This window comes from Hungatella hominis (assembly GCF_014288005.1).
GTDB lineage: Bacteria > Bacillota > Clostridia > Lachnospirales > Lachnospiraceae > Hungatella > Hungatella effluvii.
Genome location: NZ_JACOPB010000002.1, coordinates 567606 through 583535 on the forward strand (window position 1 = coordinate 567606; position 15930 = coordinate 583535).

The 15930-nt window shown below is 44.7% G+C and carries 15 protein-coding genes; 7 read left to right on the forward strand and 8 right to left on the reverse strand.

Annotation, left to right across the window (positions count from 1 at the left end; all coding sequences use genetic code 11):
• The first annotated feature begins 191 nt into the window (after nt 1–191).
• On the forward strand, nt 192–1661 hold the full coding sequence (locus H8S75_RS06870; RefSeq protein WP_187020256.1) for a glycoside hydrolase family 5 protein: 1470 nt from the start codon (nt 192–194) through the stop codon (nt 1659–1661).
• Nucleotides 1662–1902: 241 nt separating this feature from the next.
• The gene (locus H8S75_RS33565) at nt 1903–2028 is read left to right on the forward strand and encodes a putative holin-like toxin (protein WP_432764177.1); all 126 of its coding nucleotides are present in this window, start codon (nt 1903–1905) and stop codon (nt 2026–2028) included.
• A gap of 158 nt (nt 2029–2186) precedes the next feature.
• On the opposite strand, the gene H8S75_RS06875 is transcribed toward H8S75_RS33565, so the two are convergent.
• From H8S75_RS06875 to H8S75_RS06910, 8 genes are all read right to left on the reverse strand, one after another.
• A complete protein-coding gene (locus tag H8S75_RS06875) occupies nt 2187–3221 on the reverse strand; it encodes a LacI family DNA-binding transcriptional regulator (protein WP_187020258.1) in 1035 nt (344 codons plus the stop codon).
• 19 nt (nt 3222–3240) lie between these two features.
• Entirely contained in the window at nt 3241–4719 is a 1479-nt protein-coding gene (gene malQ, locus H8S75_RS06880; protein WP_187020259.1) for a 4-alpha-glucanotransferase, read from the reverse strand.
• A gap of 12 nt (nt 4720–4731) precedes the next feature.
• Complete coding sequence (locus H8S75_RS06885) at nt 4732–5601, reverse strand: carbohydrate ABC transporter permease (RefSeq protein WP_187020261.1); 870 nt, start codon at nt 5599–5601, stop codon at nt 4732–4734.
• The gene (locus H8S75_RS06890) at nt 5601–6443 is read right to left on the reverse strand and encodes a carbohydrate ABC transporter permease (RefSeq protein WP_002604844.1); all 843 of its coding nucleotides are present in this window, start codon (nt 6441–6443) and stop codon (nt 5601–5603) included. Before H8S75_RS06890 ends, H8S75_RS06885 begins: the two co-directional genes overlap by 1 nt.
• Nucleotides 6444–6586: 143 nt before the next feature.
• Nucleotides 6587–7999: an ABC transporter substrate-binding protein gene (locus H8S75_RS06895; RefSeq protein ID WP_187020263.1), complete on the reverse strand. Its 1413-nt coding sequence runs from the start codon at nt 7997–7999 to the stop codon at nt 6587–6589.
• A gap of 412 nt (nt 8000–8411) precedes the next feature.
• On the reverse strand, nt 8412–8936 hold the full coding sequence (locus H8S75_RS06900; RefSeq protein WP_187020265.1) for a hypothetical protein: 525 nt from the start codon (nt 8934–8936) through the stop codon (nt 8412–8414).
• Nucleotides 8933–9514: a chromate transporter gene (locus H8S75_RS06905; RefSeq protein WP_187020267.1), complete on the reverse strand. Its 582-nt coding sequence runs from the start codon at nt 9512–9514 to the stop codon at nt 8933–8935. Before H8S75_RS06905 ends, H8S75_RS06900 begins: the two co-directional genes overlap by 4 nt.
• Nucleotides 9511–10080 carry a chromate transporter gene (locus H8S75_RS06910; RefSeq protein ID WP_187020268.1) on the reverse strand — a complete coding sequence of 190 codons (570 nt, stop codon included), beginning with the start codon at nt 10078–10080 and terminating at the stop codon, nt 9511–9513. The genes H8S75_RS06905 and H8S75_RS06910 overlap by 4 nt, the downstream gene beginning before the upstream one ends.
• A gap of 129 nt (nt 10081–10209) precedes the next feature.
• Here H8S75_RS06910 and H8S75_RS06915 point away from each other — a divergent pair, with 129 nt between their 5' ends.
• The 5 genes from H8S75_RS06915 to H8S75_RS06935 all read left to right on the forward strand — a co-directional run bounded on the left by H8S75_RS06915 (nt 10210) and on the right by H8S75_RS06935 (nt 15919).
• A complete protein-coding gene (locus tag H8S75_RS06915; RefSeq protein WP_055653357.1) occupies nt 10210–11106 on the forward strand; it encodes a LysR family transcriptional regulator in 897 nt (298 codons plus the stop codon).
• 77 nt (nt 11107–11183) lie between these two features.
• Complete coding sequence (locus H8S75_RS06920) at nt 11184–11936, forward strand: SIMPL domain-containing protein (RefSeq protein WP_187020270.1); 753 nt, start codon at nt 11184–11186, stop codon at nt 11934–11936.
• Nucleotides 11937–12388: 452 nt separating this feature from the next.
• Nucleotides 12389–13222: a PRD domain-containing protein gene (locus H8S75_RS06925; RefSeq protein WP_187020272.1), complete on the forward strand. Its 834-nt coding sequence runs from the start codon at nt 12389–12391 to the stop codon at nt 13220–13222.
• A 121-nt stretch (nt 13223–13343) separates the two neighbouring features.
• Complete coding sequence (locus H8S75_RS06930; protein WP_187020273.1) at nt 13344–14390, forward strand: hypothetical protein; 1047 nt, start codon at nt 13344–13346, stop codon at nt 14388–14390.
• A 122-nt stretch (nt 14391–14512) separates the two neighbouring features.
• Nucleotides 14513–15919 carry a PTS transporter subunit EIIC gene (locus H8S75_RS06935; protein ID WP_187020275.1) on the forward strand — a complete coding sequence of 469 codons (1407 nt, stop codon included), beginning with the start codon at nt 14513–14515 and terminating at the stop codon, nt 15917–15919.
• Nucleotides 15920–15930 lie beyond the last annotated feature (11 nt).

The following is a 15930-nucleotide window of genomic DNA, read 5'->3' on the forward strand; positions in this document are numbered from 1 at the left end:
TCATCTGAACTTCATGATTGCATCTTAGCACATCGCTCCAGAAAAAATAAGTATGATTTTTTATCAACATTTCCGTTTATTGTTTCGTTATTATCCATTTTTTTGTTAATGTTTATGTTTTTTCATCTTGTCCCAGCCACTTCTCCATAGTAAAATTAGATAAATATTTTTTTAGAAAGGAGTTATACTGTATGGAATTCCTTAATACCAGAGGAAAGAACATTGTAACGGAATCCGGAACGCCGGTTTACTTGAGGGGCACCTGTGTAGGCGGTTGGATGAACATGGAGAATTTTATCAACGGATTCCCAGGAACAGAGATCTCGCTTCGCGAGCATATGAAAAAAAGGCTGGGGGAGGAGAACGGAACTTACTTCTTCCAGGAAATGATTCGCAATTTTCTGTCAGAGGAAGACCTGGCATTTATTGCTTCCACAGGCGCTACTGTGGTGCGTCTGGCATTGAACTACCGTCATTTTGAGACCGATGACGCTCCATTTGTTTACAGAGAAGAGGGCTTCCGTCTTCTCCGGGAGACCGTGAATCTCTGTGAAAAACACGGTCTTTACGTAATCTTTGACATGCATGCGGTTCAGGGCTGGCAGAACACCCACTGGCACAGCGATAATGACCGGGGAATCTCCCTGTTCTGGTCTGACGCCTGTTACCAGAGGCGCTATTACGCCCTGATGCAGGAAATTGCGTCCCGCTTTAAAGACTGTCCGGCCGTGGCTGGCTATGAGCTTCTCAATGAACCGAGTTCAAGCTGCCGCAGCGGAGATTATCCCTTTAATATGTATGAAAACTTTACCTCCGATTATCAGAACTTCAACCGGATCATTCACACTGCCGTAGACCGGATCAGAGAGATAGACAAACGCCACATCATCTTCATAGAAGGGGACTCCTACGGCCATAATTTTAACGGCTTAGAGGCTCCGTTTGACGATAACCTGGTATACTCTTCCCACGACTATATTGTCTCCAGCTTCGGTCCCGGCGCCTATCCCGGCCAGTATGAGATGCTTCACAACGACCGCGTCGAAGCCGGCTGTTACTGGGATTATGAACAACAGATCCGCCACATAAAGGAGACGGAAGGCTGGCAGTTTTCCGAGACCCACCAGGTTCCTCTGTGGGTAGGGGAATTCGGTTCCCAGTACTGCACCGGAGGCGATGACATCCCTTACCGGCTGGCCTCCATGGATGATCAGCTCCGTGCATTTAATGAACTGGGGCTTCACTGGACCACCTGGACGTACAAGGACTGCGGTACCATGGGCTGGGTCACTTTAGATCCCGAGAGCGAATACATGAAAACAGTCTCTGATGTGCAGCGTATGAAAGGTCTGCTTGGCGCAGAAAACTTCACCGCCTGGCGAAGCGCCTGCCCCGGCAAGGAGGTCACCGGACAGTTCACCCGCTACGTCATGTCACTTTTAAGCGAGTCGTCAAACTACACCTTTGGCACCTTCCAGAAATGCATGAACTACGCCCTTCTCACCAGTTTCTGCGCCGGAGTCCTGCAGCCGGAATACGCCAAGGCATTTCAGAACTGTTCCGCCGATGACATTGCCAGAATCATGAGATCCTTTGCGCTTTTAAACTGTCAGGTAAACGAGCCGTATCTGGAACTGCTAAGAAGACGGCTGGCCGGTTGATTCTGATAAAAAAGCAAATAAGACAAAAGAATGTAAAAAAGTGGGGACAGTGTTCTATATAAGTCCACTGTCCCTCAGTAAAATATATGAAATATCACATAATCCCAATTCAATCTTATCATACTCGTATCAATATTCATCACTTTAATTAGTTGTTTTTTTTACCGTATTTTGATATAATACAATCAGGCAGTCCATCTGCCGGGTGACTTCCATCTCCGAAAGGAGGTGGTTCTATAATATGTCTACTTATGAAGAATTTATGATTATCATAAATGCAGCGATGCTTATCGTTGCTATTCTCGTTTACATAGATAGAAAAAATGGTACAAAAAAAATAGTCACCCTCCAACCCAAAGGTAAGTGACTATTTTTTAATAGAAATTAATCTTTTGGAAGCCACTCTGTGGAGTGGACTGCCTTTTGTACCTTTATTATAAACCTTATAAATATGATATGTCAATCACAATTTAAAATCCGTGTACAGCATACACAATAAATGTTACAGTTCGTTTCCCACCAGCCTCAAACTCTCCTGGTCGACTCTCCCTCCACCAGTTCACCCTTAAACACCCGTTTCTGATGGCCCGCCTTCCCGCGGATTACATCGAACAGAATCTTTATAGTGCTTTCGGCCATCTCCTCCACCGGCTGTCTTATGGTAGTCAGCGTCGGATTGTAGTAATGAGCGATATCGAGCCCGTCGAATCCGGCCACGGAATAATCTTCCGGAATCTTCCCGCCGCACTCGGTAATCGCCTTGCAGGCTCCTATGGCGATGCTGTCCGATATTGCGTAGACTGCCGTAAAATCCATTATATTCTCCCTCAGAATCCGGCTCATAGACGCAAATCCGTAATCCATGGTATAACAGTCCCTGCCTGCATCAGAGAACACACACAGCTCCTCATCAGGCTCGATCCCATTGTCTTCCAGGGCCTTTTTATATCCTTCAAGACGCAGTCTTCCGATACTCTCGTCATCCTGTGTTGCCGCCAGAATCAGGATTCTTTTATGTCCAAGTTTACATAAATAATCCGTCATCTTGTAGCTTTCCGCGTAGTCGTCCACGGAAACCCAGGAGTAGGAAGAGGATTCCTCCAGAGAATCCGTCATTCCGATGGTGCTCAGCACGAAGGGAACCGTCAGCTGCTCCAGCTTCTCCCTGCTGTGTGAGAAAAATCCGCCCAGGAACACGATTCCTCTCGGCTTCTTTTCCTTAATCAGTTCCAGCGCCACGTCCACCTCATCCTCACTGGCGTCCACACGCTGCATGATAAACAAGTATTTCTTCTTCTGGATTTCCTCTTCAAAAACGCGGATCATCTTGTTGAAGAACGGATTACTGATTCCCTTGATCAATACCGCAATGGCCTTCGAATCCGTGCGTTTTAAATTCCGGGCGCTGTTATTAGGAATATAATTATGTTCCTTAATCGCCTGCATAATCATGTTCTTCGTCTCCGGATTGATATCCGGATGATTATTAATAGCACGTGATACCGTACTTACGCCAACCCCGCAGATTCTGGCTATGTCCTTAATATTGATAGAATCCATAAGAAATACTCATCCCCTGTCATACCCTGCCGTAAAGCTTTGCCATCTTCCGGCACTTTACCGCGATCTCGTCAGTTATTTCCCCGGAAAGCATGCGCCATCTCCAGTTCTCCCCCAGAGTGGAAGGCGTGTTAATCCTCGCTTCCCCTCCAAGCCCTAAATAGTCCTGAACCGGTATCACTGCAAGCTTCGCCACACTCGACAGTGCAAGGCGTACGAAATCCCAGTGAATCTCGTCCCCGGGGGTGTGTGCATTGTTCATGTAGTCCACGGAAAGCTGTCTGTCGGCCTCGTCCATCTCCTCATACCATCCGCGGATGGTATTATTATCGTGAGTCCCCGTATAAACAACACAGTTAGTCGTATAGTTATGCGGCAGATAATCGCTTTCCTCTCTGGAATCGAACGCGAATTCCAGAACCTTCATTCCTGGAAATCCCGTATCTTTTACTAATTTTAACACAGATGGCGTTAAAAATCCAAGATCTTCCGCAATAATATCGAGTTTACCAAACTTTTTCTGCATTTTTTGGAAAACCTCAATTCCGGGTCCCTTTTCCCAGGTTCCATGAATGGCAGTTTCACTCCCGGCCGGTATGGAATAGTATTCATCGAAGCCCCGGAAATGATCCACACGCACCACATCATACATGCGGAAGCTGTATTCCATACGCCTCATCCACCACTGATATCCGGTTTTACCATGATACTCCCACTGGTACAGCGGATTCCCCCAAAGTTGTCCTGTGGCTGAAAATCCATCAGGAGGGCATCCTGCTACCGCCACCGGCACCCTGTTCTCATCGAACTGAAACAGCTCCGGATGGTACCACGTATCCGCGCTGTCCAAGGCCACATAGATGGGAATATCCCCAATGATACGGATTCCCTTTTCATTCGCGTAAGATTTCAGCGTGCTCCACTGTTCTTCAAACTTCATCTGAAGGAAGGCGTAAAATCCCGCTTCATCCGCCAGTTCATACTGGAGCTGTTCCATAGCTTCCCGCTTCTGAAGGCGGATATCCTCATCCCACTCCGTCCAGCTCTTTCCCTTATAATGGTTCTTAACCGCCATATAAAAGCTGTATTCTACGGTCTCCGGCCAGAGTTTCTCCCTGGCCTCGGCCGCTGTGTGTCCATCCTTCAGCCAGCGTTCATACGCCCTGCGAAGCAGTGGAAAGCGGTTAAAATAGATCTTTCCATAATCAATATCCCTCGGATTATCTCCGAAATCCGCGGCGTCGCATTCCTCTTCTGTAAGGAGACCTTCCTCCACCAGCCTGTCGAGATCGATGAAATAGGGATTGCCTGCAAAAGCAGAAAATGACTGGTAGGGCGAGTCCCCGTAGCTGGTCGGTCCCAATGGCAGAATCTGCCAGTAATGCTGCCCCGCCTCTTTCAATGTATCAATAAATTCATATGCCTCTTTAGAAAATGCTCCGATTCCGTACTTTGACGGCAGACTGGCAACCGGAAGCAACATACCACATTCCCGCATCGTGTGTCTCCTTTATCCTTTTACTGCGCCGGCAGCCACACCCTTAATGATGTATTTCTGACAGCTTAAATAGAAAATAATAATTGGCACAATCGCCAGAACCAGCATGGCCATCATGGCTCCCATGTCGATAGAACCGTAGCCGCCCTTTAAGTTCTGGATAACCATGGGTATTGTACCCTTTTCCTGTGGAAGAATCAAGCTCGGAAGCAGATAATCGTTCCAAATCCACATGGCATTTAAAATCGCTACTGTAACAGCGGTTGGCCGGAGCATCGGAAATACCACATTAAAGTAAGTCTGAATGGGAGAACAACCGTCAATCATGGCCGCTTCTTCGATCTCCAGCGGAATCGCCTTTACGAATCCGCAGAACAAGAACACCGCCTGCCCCGCCCCGAATCCCAGGTACAGCAGAACAAGTCCATACATGGAGTTTAAATATAAGTCATTGGCCGTTTTGGACATGGTAAACATGACCATCTGGAACGGCACGATCATGGCAAACACAAAAACATAGTAGAGAATACTGTTAAATTTCGATTTTACTCTCGTAATGTACCACGCGGTCATGGAGGTGAACAGCACAATTACCGCCACGGAACACACCGTGATAAACAGAGACCGTCCAAACGCCGGGAAAAATCCGGTCTTCCTTACGCCTTCAAAATAGTTCGTAAGGGCCACATAGGTTCCCGCTTTAGGCAGCTGAAACGGTGCGTCGCTGATATACAGCTTGCTCTTAAAAGAGTTTACCAGTACCAGGAAAATGGGAAACAGAAATGCGAGTGAAAGTACGCTGAAGAACGCCGTCATCACAGCGCCAGTCGATTTGCTGACTTCCATCTGCTGATTTTCCACTTTTTTAGCTTTCCCGCTCATCAGTTTTCCACCTCCTTACGCCTTGTCAGATACAGCTGTGTCAGAGAGATAATCGCCACCATCAGGAAGAAGACAACCGCCTTCGCCTGACCGACGCCTTCCCATCCGACTCTGCCGTAAAACGTGCTGTAGATATCCAGTGCCAGCATGCTGGTCTGTCTGCCCGGTCCTCCCGCAGTAAGAGCAAGGTTCTGGTCAAACAGCTTAAAGGAATTGGTCAGGGTTAAGAAGAGACAGATCGTAAGAGATGGCATAACCATCGGGATAATGATACGCCGCAGTGTCTGTGTCTTCGTAGCTCCGTCAATCTTGGCCGCTTCGATCAGGTCCGGAGAAACGTTCTGAAGGCCAGCGATATAGATGATCATCATATATCCGATAAGCTGCCAGTTCATCAAGATAACCAAACCCCAGAAGCCGTATTTCGCATCGAAGGACAGTGTAACTCCGAACTTCGCCAAAATACCGTTTAATAACAGCTGCCAGATATAGCCCAGAACGATACCGCCGATTAAGTTAGGCATGAAGAACACGGTTCTGAATAAATTCGTCCCCTTGATTCCCCTTGTCAGAGCATACGCCATCAAAAATCCAAACACATTAATTGTAACAACGGACACTATGGTAAATTTCACAGTGAATACCAATGCGTTTAAAAAGTTCTGGTCCAGAAATATCTTTTTATAGTTGCTAATGCCTACCCACGTCGCATCCTTTACCGTGGTAAATTCCGTAAATGAAAGATAAATACCCATGATAAACGGATACAGGAATGCAATGATAAATGCAATCAGCGTCGGCAGCACAAAAATCGGAAAATACCGTTTGATGGATTTTTGCATGGCGCACCCTCCTTGAACATTCATACTGATTCTTAGCTATTGACGATCACCCGGACGCTTCGCGCACGAGTCACCGTGATAAGTAAAGAAATGGGTGAGGAAGTTCCCTTACGCTCACCCATCTCATGTCTGTTGCCTTAGTCTTATTTGGTCATCGCTTTTTCATTAGCCCAGTCGGCCTTCATGTCGTCCACAACGGCCTGCCATTCTTTTCCGCCCTGAGCGTACTGTAACAGGGATGCGCCAAAGTTATCCTTAAAGGTCTGGCTCGGGAATGATGTGAAGTTCCAGGATACGGAATATAAATCGGTATTGCTCATGTATCTGTCAACTTCTTTTGCCAGCGGGTCGGTTGGCTTCTCGTCTGCTGCGAAAGTATCAAACGGAGCGATAAAGCCTAACTTATTTGTCACATAGTCTTTTCCTGTATCAGAGCTGAAGAGCCATGCTAAGAAGTCAAGAGATGCCTGCTGATCTTCTTCCTTGGCCTGGCTGTTGATGGAGAAGAAGTTCTCTGTACCAATACATAAGCCCTGTTTCTCTTCGCCTGCTACGCCTGTATAGATCGGAAGGAACTTAACATCTTCTTCCTTCACGGTATTACCTTCTACGCCTGCTACCTGGCTCCATCCCCAGTTACCGTTCTGAACCATGGCAGCCTTGCCCAGTGCGAACTCAGCCATGGAGTCCTCTACGGTCTTGGCACCTACCATCTTCGGATCTGTGCAGGAATTATTTAAATATAAGTCGAAAATGTTCTTGAAATTATCGGAATACTTGAAGTCGATCGCATCTTTATCGCTTACATTGTCATCTTTGTATTCGTAATAAATCGGAAGGTTTGCAAGGTGGGTCTGCCATCTCCAGTCTTCACCAGGTGCGAAGGATGTGGAAGCGAATACACCTTCAATGCCCAGATCAGCCTTTCTTGCCTGCATATCCTCGGCAACTGCCTTCAATGTATCAAAATTCTTGATTTCGTCCATGGATTTTGCTTTTGCACCGTCCAGTGCGAAATACTTCTGCATAACCGCATCGTTATAAATAATGCCGTAGCCTTCTACTACATACGGGATACCGTATACGCCGTCGCCGTCTGTCACTGCCATGCTCTTATCAACCAGATGGCTGTAAATATCCGAATCCTTTAAATCACGGCAGTACTTAGCCCATGATTTATATCCGATCGGTCCATTGATCTGGAACAGTGTCGGCGGTTCTTTCTTTGCTACTTCGGATTTTAATGTCTGCTCATACGTTCCGGCTGCTGCTGTCTGAACCTTCATCGGTACTCCGGTCTCAGCCGTGTACTTCTCAGCCAGCTCTACCCATACATCCGCAACCTCAGGCTTAAAGTTTAAGTAATAGATCTGTCCCTTCGCATCGGATGGTGCTGCAGTAGTGTCCTCCGCCTTTGCCGCCTCGGTGGTCTCGCCAGCCGGAGCCGCTGTGGTCTCTGCCGGTTTTGTCTCCGCCGGTTTGGAAGAGCATCCGGCCAGTGTTCCAGCCGCCATAGCGGCTGCCAGTGAAAGTGCTGCCAGTTTTCTTAGTTTCATAATATATATCCTCCTTCCGTATCTGCGTTCTCTGCCGCAGGTACTTACCATATTATGTGTTGCGTTACGTTTGGAACTGTTACCGGGAACCTTCTCGGTAACGGTATCGGTAACGTTTCCAATAACCTTGTTTTCACTATAGCACAGTGTACGAGGAGATGCAAGAGTTTTTTTAATTCCCTTTCTATTTTTGTCACTATACCACAATATTATTTTATAATTTTATGCATATGTCACAATTATTATTCCTTTTATTTAAAAACGCAGAGGAGATTGTTGGTAAAAGCGTCGAATTGTATGATTATGGAGATGTTGAGAAAAAGCTTGAAGTTAAGAGTTGTTTTACTTCACGGGGAGCAAAAGCTCCCCCTAAGAGTTGTGCCTCTTTGAAGGAGCTTCACGTATCCTGATTCTACACCATGTCAATATCATCATCATGATACATATATTCCGCCACCGCAAACACCACAGCCGCTTCGTATACATCAAGTGTTTTCTCCCATTCCACCTCATGTCCTGTCAAGGAGGCGATCTGGGTAATGCGCCCGATCCGTCCGTTCTGATCTTCCAGAACTATTTCCCGTTTCCGGTTCTGCCGTACCATCACATCACCTGCCGTCAGGGGAATCACCGCCTTCACGGCCAGCGGTGCACGAAACAGGACCGCCGCTCCATATCCCTTACCGCTTCCGCTGTTCTCCGTCCTCTCCTCATATTGATAAGAGATTGGAACTTCCTGTTTCATCTGCGGCTTTGTCCTGTTTTCTATGAGACAGCCGCCCTTTTCCTTTCTTACACGGTAAAGGACATTGCCGTCTGTTCCACATATTTCACGGGCAGGGCCGTTCTTGGGCCATCCCTCTATGGTTCCTGCCATACTTCCATCTTCTCCGTAAATTCTGGAATTTCCCACACATTCTTTAATCCTGATTTTCATCCTATCATACCTCCTGCCGCTGTAATAACGGTCTGGCAGACACCTGCCAGTACCATGACATAAATGGGATTGATATCAAACCGGCGAAGCACAAACAGTGCCGCCGCAAAGATCAGTACCGCGTCCACCTTCAGTCCGGATATAACCGCCGGAAGAGAAAATCCGGCCTCCCCCCAGAAAGAGGTGATGATGATGCTCATTCCTGCAGTCGCAATCATTGCCACTACAGCCGGCCTTAAGGTATTCAGAATCCCCTGAAGCATCGTGAGTTTCTTATACTTCGTATAGACGTATGCCAGAGCCGACACCAGAATACAGGACGGCAGAATGCACCCGGCGGTTGCTATAACCGCTCCCTGAAGCCCGGCAATACGAAGCCCCACAAAGGTAGCAGAATTGACTGCAATCGGTCCCGGTGTCATCTGGGAGATTGTAACCAGATCATTAAATTCCCCCGCCGTCAGCCAGTGGTGCAGCGTAACCACCTGATTCTGAATCAGCGGCATTGCCGCGTAACCTCCACCAAAGCTGAATGCTCCAATCTGCAAAAAGCTTAAAAACAACTGAATGTAACTCATTGTACCTCCCCCTTCTTCATCGCTCTCCAGGTTCTGACCGCTCCAAATACGATACAGCCGATTACCACGTATACCACATTGATGTTCAGGAAAAACGTAAGAATAAATGCCGCTGCCATAATAAGTACGGACACCCTGTTTTTTTCCACCAGAATTCCATGTCCCATCTCGATTACCACGGCGATAATGACTGCCGCGACGCCTGCCTGCATTCCCGTCAGCATGGAATGGACCCAGATGTTATCGCGGAATGCAATATAAAACATCGAGACCAGGGACAGGATCACGAACGGTGGAAGAATCGTTCCCAGTATGGACACCAGCATCCCTGGTATGCCTGCCAGCTTATAGCCTACTACGATGGAACCGTTGACCGCGATGGCTCCGGGTGCGGACTGTGCAATAGCAATCAGATCCAGCATTTCCTTTTCGTCAATCCAGTGATATTCATCGGCAAATTTCTTTTTCATCAGAGTCACGATCACGTAGCCGCCTCCAAAAGTAAAAGTTCCAAGCGATATCATGGATAGAAACAGCTTTAATAAAATTCCTTTTTCTCGTTTCATATTTTGCTTCCCTCCTCTTACCAACAGTATATTTCCACTTGATTAATAAGTAAAATAGTATTATTATATCAAATATATAACATACTTCTTATGTATCGCAAATTTACCCGATCGAAAGGAGGTATTTTTATGACGCTCCGCCATATGAAAATCTTTGTATCAGTCTACCAGAACAATGGAATTACCAGGGCTTCTGAAGAACTCCATCTGGCCCAGCCATCCGTCAGCCTGGCTATCCGGGAGTTGGAGGATTACTACGGAATCCGCCTGTTTGACCGTATCTCCAGAAGGCTCTATGTCACAGAACAGGGAAGGATGTTCTACGATTACGCGCTCCACATCGTCTCCCTGTTCGATGAGATGGAGCTGGGGATCCGTAACTGGGAACACATGGGTACGCTACGCATTGGTTCCAGCATCACCATTGGCAACTTCCTTCTCCCCGGCCTCGTAAAAAAGTTTACGACCACACACCCGGAGATGAATGTAAATGTATCGGTTCATAACTCTTCTTATATTGAGGACTGTATTTTAAACAACAGGATCGATTTTGCACTGATCGAAGGAATTCCGGAATCTCCTCAAATTGTAAGGGACCCCTTCATGAACGACCGTCTCTGCCTGATCTGCGGCAAAGCTCATCCTCTTGCATCGAGAGACGCGGTTCCATTGGCGGAACTGGAGCAGCACAATTTTATCTTAAGAGAACCGGGAAGCGGGGGACGCGAGATATTGGAGAGTCTCTTAACCGGCTTTCAGATTCATTTGAATGCCGTCTGGGAGAGCGTCAGCACGCAGGCCATTGTCAAGGCAGTGGCCGAGGGGCTTGGCATTTCCATTCTCCCCTATCTCCTGGTCGCCGATGACATCAGAAACGGTGTTATCCTGGAAAAAAAGGTGGAAGGTATCTCACTCTCCCGTAAATTTTCTATTATTTACCACAAACATAAGTATTTAACGCCGTCTGCCAGGGAGTTCATCCGGTTGTGCCACACCGACGAAATAATTCAAGAATTCGACCTGTAATGTTAAGAGAAAAGAAATAGTAAACTCTTGCATTTAGTGTAAAATGAAGGTACGACAGAATAAGGAGGAGATTTATTATGAGAAAACATTTCACACAGACAGCAGTTATTCTGGCCGCGGTTTCGGCCATAGGCCTTACGGCCTGCACACAGGGCAGCACTACCGCTCCCATTCCAGACACAATTAAAGTTGAAAATGTAAAAGATAATGTAATCACCGTACAGAGTACGGAGGAGGTAAAGGTCGTCCCCGACATGGCGGAGCTGGTCTTCTCAGTGACCACTCAGGCGGCAGACGCGAAGGCATGCCAGGAACAGAACAGCAAAGATTTGGACAATGTAATCAGCTTTTTAAAGGGTACCGGTATTGCGGAAACTTCGATTCAAACCTCCAACTATGGGCTTGACCCGATTTACGACTGGAATTCGGGAAGAACGATCACAGGCTACGAGATGAATACCACCATTACCGTGTCCGATATTCCGATCGATCAGGCAGGAACCCTGATATCTTCCAGCGTTGAAGCCGGAATTAACAGCATCAGCCAGGTCACCTACCTTTCCAGCAAGTATGACGAGACGTACCAGCAGGCGCTTAAGAATGCCATCGCCTCTGCCAAAGTCAAGGCTGAAGCCATTGCGGAAGCGGGCGGCTGCACGCTGGGACCGGTCGTCCACGTGGCAGAATATAACGACAACCAGATCGCCCGCTACTCCACCTATAAGAATGCAGCCGTTGAAGATATGGCTGCAGGCGCGGCCTCCATGAGCGTCGAACCGGGACAGTTAAGCGTCGAAGCGCGGGTGACGGTGGAGTTTGAAATTCAGTAAGACTCAGGCTCAGAAATATTTTTGTATAATTATTACAAAAACAATTGACAATAAATTCAATTTCTGGTATAAAGTAATTAATGAATAGCATGTAACTCTCGCGGAGGCATAACCTATCGGTTATTTCCCGCGAGTTTTTTATTGATAAAGAGGTTTGCTATATTTGTTACAAAAAATGGTAAGAAAAGATATTCCCAAATCACAGCAGGCTTTTAGGTATTAAAGCATCGATAGTATAATTACAATAATTTATCCAATAAACATGACTTTGGAATAAAAACAGATAACAGACAGGAAATTTAGTTCACTTTAGAACCTGCGATTCGGTATGAATGCAAACGAATAAACGCTGAAGGAATTCAACCACCCGTAATGGTTATACTTATAAAAAAGAAGAAAAGAGCATATAAAAGAGACTGTTAAACCAGAGATATTATTGTTAGAGGATAGTTATGAAAATCATAAAAAGCATTAATAACAATTTTGCTGTAGCGGAGGACAGCGCCGGGAATCAATGTATCGTCTCAGGGAAAGGAATAGGCTTTGGTACTGTTCCCAGAGAAATTACCGATTTAGGTGTGATTAACCGTACGTATTATGATGTTGATTCAGCTTATATAGCTATGATCAATGACTTTCCAGATGAAATTATTGATGTTTCATCAAAAATCATTGATTATACGAGACTTGTAATTGATAATCCCATTAGTTCCAATATTGTCTTTACATTGGCGGATCACATAAATTTTTGTATACAGCGTTATCAGAAACATATGAATATAAAGCTTCCAATTACGAATGATATTGAATTCTTTTTCGAAAAAGAAATGAAAATTGGAAAGTATGGGTTAAAGCTAATTAAGAAACAGTTGCATGTCTATCTCCCTAAGGAAGAAGCCGCTTACATTGCACTACACATTATTAACGCTGAAGAAAACTTTAAAAGTAAGGAAGAAAACAATGATGACGAGATTATCGAAAAAATAACGGAACTCATTGAAGAAGAGTATCAATTGAAGATTAATAAAGAAAATTTTAATTACTCCCGGTTTGTTTCACATATGCATTACCTTTTAAAACGAGGAAAAAGCAAAGAACTTCTTTCTACAGATAACAGAAAATTGTATCATATTTTAAAGGAAGACCAACCCCTTACCTATGTCTGTACAGAAAAAGTAAGCAAATATTTTGTAAGTGAAACAGGCATCCAACTTACCGATGAGGAAAAACTGTATCTAATGCTGCACATTAATCGTCTGTGTACCAGAGAGGACTGTAACCAATAGGGCAGAAACCTCATGCACAAAACAGATCGCTGTTTTGTGCATGAGGTTTTATTTATAATAATTTTAACAATACTAACGCGCGAAGTGTTGTAAATATAAAACTTAAGAAAGGAACAGGAACATGGCTGCAGAATACTTTAAGTTAAAAAAATTCAGTGAAATTGGTGCATCACCCGATTTTCCAAGAGAATTAGATCCAGATAAATTAGATGAGGGAGCAAAGCTAATTATGTTGGACCCATATGGATTTTTATTCCCTTATGGGGATACGAGCCAAAAACCGCCGGTATATTTTCACCACGCCTACATAAATAAAATCAGGTTCAATGGAATAACAGAATTGGGAGATGATTACCTGTCACATCAAAAATCAGGAAAACATCACGATGAGATGGCACAGCCCACTACCCCCGTGACTAAGCAATATGTCAGGTTTGAAGATACTCCCTGCGGTGGTTATGTACAGCAGACAGATTTTCCCTATTCGGAAATACGATATTACGATGATGGAACCCTTACAGTAAAAGAGGCAGATTTTCTCGATTTAACTTTTAAGCCTTTCAAATACGCTAACGTGGACTATGGGAACATGTTTAAGGGGCGTTTTCAGGTTCAGCAGCCCTGTATGCTGACAGGTTTCTATGAGAACCGGCCTGTAATGGGCTTAGGCAGCTACGACCGAATTTATGCCCCCTCTACTGTCGTCGACGATGTAATGGCCGGATCTGCATATATTTATGTCGTTGGACACGGAATCAGAGAAGACGGTAGAGAAGAAGCTTACATGATTACAAAAGGCCTATATGACGATAAATCTAATGGTATCAACAATGGTTACTACTGGCTTGAGGGGGAGGAACCTATTATCGTCAGTAATGCAGAAATTGAGGCAGACTGGGTACACCTTCCCTATGTAGATGACGGTACTGTTGTCTATAAAGATGCTATTTTTCATATAGGGCCAAAGGAAATTCATTTCTGTGGTAAGTGGGGAACGAAAGGTTTTACAAAAGAACCGCGTATTGAAAGGCATGGCCAGTCTCAAATATACGGAAGCTGGTATGAAGGAAAGATACCATATGAGCATAAGTTATTTTTTGCCTGGGGCGAACATACAGGTGCCTATGATCATGTGATTAAAGCTTATGGTTTCCATGTAATTGATTAATTTAATGATGATATTTATCAGTGTAAGTAAGAGGTCTGTAACCAATCGGGCGGAAACCTCATACACAAAGCAGACCGCTGTTTTGTGTGTGAGGTTTCATATATTTGGGAAGGGGATTACATATGAACCATGTAGAATTTTCTAAAGAAATCCTGATACTTGTAGGCGGTGAAAAAAATGTCTCTAATTTCACGCATTGTATTACAAGACTGAGGTTTAATGTAAAGGATAAAAGTATTGTTAAAGCAGAAGATATCAATAAAATAAAGGGAGTAATGGGAAGTCAGTGGCAGGGGGAACAGTTCCAGGTTATCGTTGGGGCTGAAAGTGATAAACTATATTCTACTTTATGTAAGATTGGAAATTTCGAAAATAGCGCAAAAATAAATACAAATTTAGACCAGGATTTAGTAAAAAGAGGAAAATGGAGTTGGAAAAGTCTGGGCTATAAGGCACTGAATTACCTAAGCCCAATGATGACATCTGTTATCCCTCTGATGGTAGCAGGCAGTCTATGTAAAGTCATCGCATATTTGCTTGGACCGGACTTCTTAAAAGTAATAGCTGCGGATAATGGACTATATGTTATGCTCAATCTGATGTATGATGCTTTCTTCTATTTCCTTCCGGTATTTCTGGGGTATGTTGCAGGCAAGGTACTTAACTACAATCCAATATACGGTATTTATCTGGGTACTCTGATAATCGTTCCCGGATTTATCAACTTGGTGGGTGTTCAGAATAGTTTAGTCGTACTGGGTATGTCTTTCCCTATAATCAGTTACTCCAACTCATTCCTGCCGGTACTATTGGGAGGATTAGTATGTAAATATATTCTCGGGTTCCTGGAAAACCACATTCCTTCATCTGCCAAGGCATTACTAATACCATTATTGACAGTACTGATTATGGCTCCTGTCATGTTAGGTATCTGTGCCCCTTTGGGTACTTATATTGGCAATTACCTGGGAAATATCTTCATGTATCTGTCTTCTGCTAATTCATTTTCGAGAATTATCGGAGCTACTCTTATTACAATTGCCTGGCCATTCATTATTCTTCTGGGTATGCACGGCGGTTTATCGGCATTTGCCATGAGCATGATGAATGACTATGGTTATGATCCATTCCTCTTTAATACGGCCTATGTTGCCAATGTAGCCGTATTTGGTATCGCTTTAGGCGTGGCGTTGAAATTAAAAAGCAAAGAAAATAAGAGTCTAACTCTTAATTATTTTTTTACATGTATTTTAGGCGGCGTTACGGAGCCAATCCTATATGGAGTATTAATCAAGTATAAAAAATCTATTTTAGGTCTGATCTCTTCCTGTGCGGTGGGCGGCTTCCTGTGTGGTATCTTTGTTCCCAAACTATATGTTTATACCTCTACTTCTGTGCTCGGAATCTGGGCCTGTTGGATGAATCAGGAGGATCCTCGCAATACAGTCATTGGAAATACAATTTTACTAATTACTTTCATAGTATCAGTTGCCGTTACCTACTTGGTGAAAGATAACGAGGATGCATAAAAAATCAGGAG

Bases quoted from the DNA above. Each gene is read 5' to 3' on its own strand.
- H8S75_RS06870 (WP_187020256.1), top strand. From the start codon at position 192: ATGGAATTCCTTAATACCAGAGGAAAGAACATTGTAACGGAATCCGGA.
- H8S75_RS33565 (WP_432764177.1), top strand. From the start codon at position 1,903: ATGTCTACTTATGAAGAATTTATGATTATCATAAATGCAGCGATGCTT.
- H8S75_RS06875 (WP_187020258.1), bottom strand. From the start codon at position 3,221: ATGGATTCTATCAATATTAAGGACATAGCCAGAATCTGCGGGGTTGGC.
- malQ (WP_187020259.1), bottom strand. From the start codon at position 4,719: ATGCGGGAATGTGGTATGTTGCTTCCGGTTGCCAGTCTGCCGTCAAAG.
- H8S75_RS06885 (WP_187020261.1), bottom strand. From the start codon at position 5,601: ATGAGCGGGAAAGCTAAAAAAGTGGAAAATCAGCAGATGGAAGTCAGC.
- H8S75_RS06890 (WP_002604844.1), bottom strand. From the start codon at position 6,443: ATGCAAAAATCCATCAAACGGTATTTTCCGATTTTTGTGCTGCCGACG.
- H8S75_RS06895 (WP_187020263.1), bottom strand. From the start codon at position 7,999: ATGAAACTAAGAAAACTGGCAGCACTTTCACTGGCAGCCGCTATGGCG.
- H8S75_RS06900 (WP_187020265.1), bottom strand. From the start codon at position 8,936: ATGAAAATCAGGATTAAAGAATGTGTGGGAAATTCCAGAATTTACGGA.
- H8S75_RS06905 (WP_187020267.1), bottom strand. From the start codon at position 9,514: ATGAGTTACATTCAGTTGTTTTTAAGCTTTTTGCAGATTGGAGCATTC.
- H8S75_RS06910 (WP_187020268.1), bottom strand. From the start codon at position 10,080: ATGAAACGAGAAAAAGGAATTTTATTAAAGCTGTTTCTATCCATGATA.
- H8S75_RS06915 (WP_055653357.1), top strand. From the start codon at position 10,210: ATGACGCTCCGCCATATGAAAATCTTTGTATCAGTCTACCAGAACAAT.
- H8S75_RS06920 (WP_187020270.1), top strand. From the start codon at position 11,184: ATGAGAAAACATTTCACACAGACAGCAGTTATTCTGGCCGCGGTTTCG.
- H8S75_RS06925 (WP_187020272.1), top strand. From the start codon at position 12,389: ATGAAAATCATAAAAAGCATTAATAACAATTTTGCTGTAGCGGAGGAC.
- H8S75_RS06930 (WP_187020273.1), top strand. From the start codon at position 13,344: ATGGCTGCAGAATACTTTAAGTTAAAAAAATTCAGTGAAATTGGTGCA.
- H8S75_RS06935 (WP_187020275.1), top strand. From the start codon at position 14,513: ATGAACCATGTAGAATTTTCTAAAGAAATCCTGATACTTGTAGGCGGT.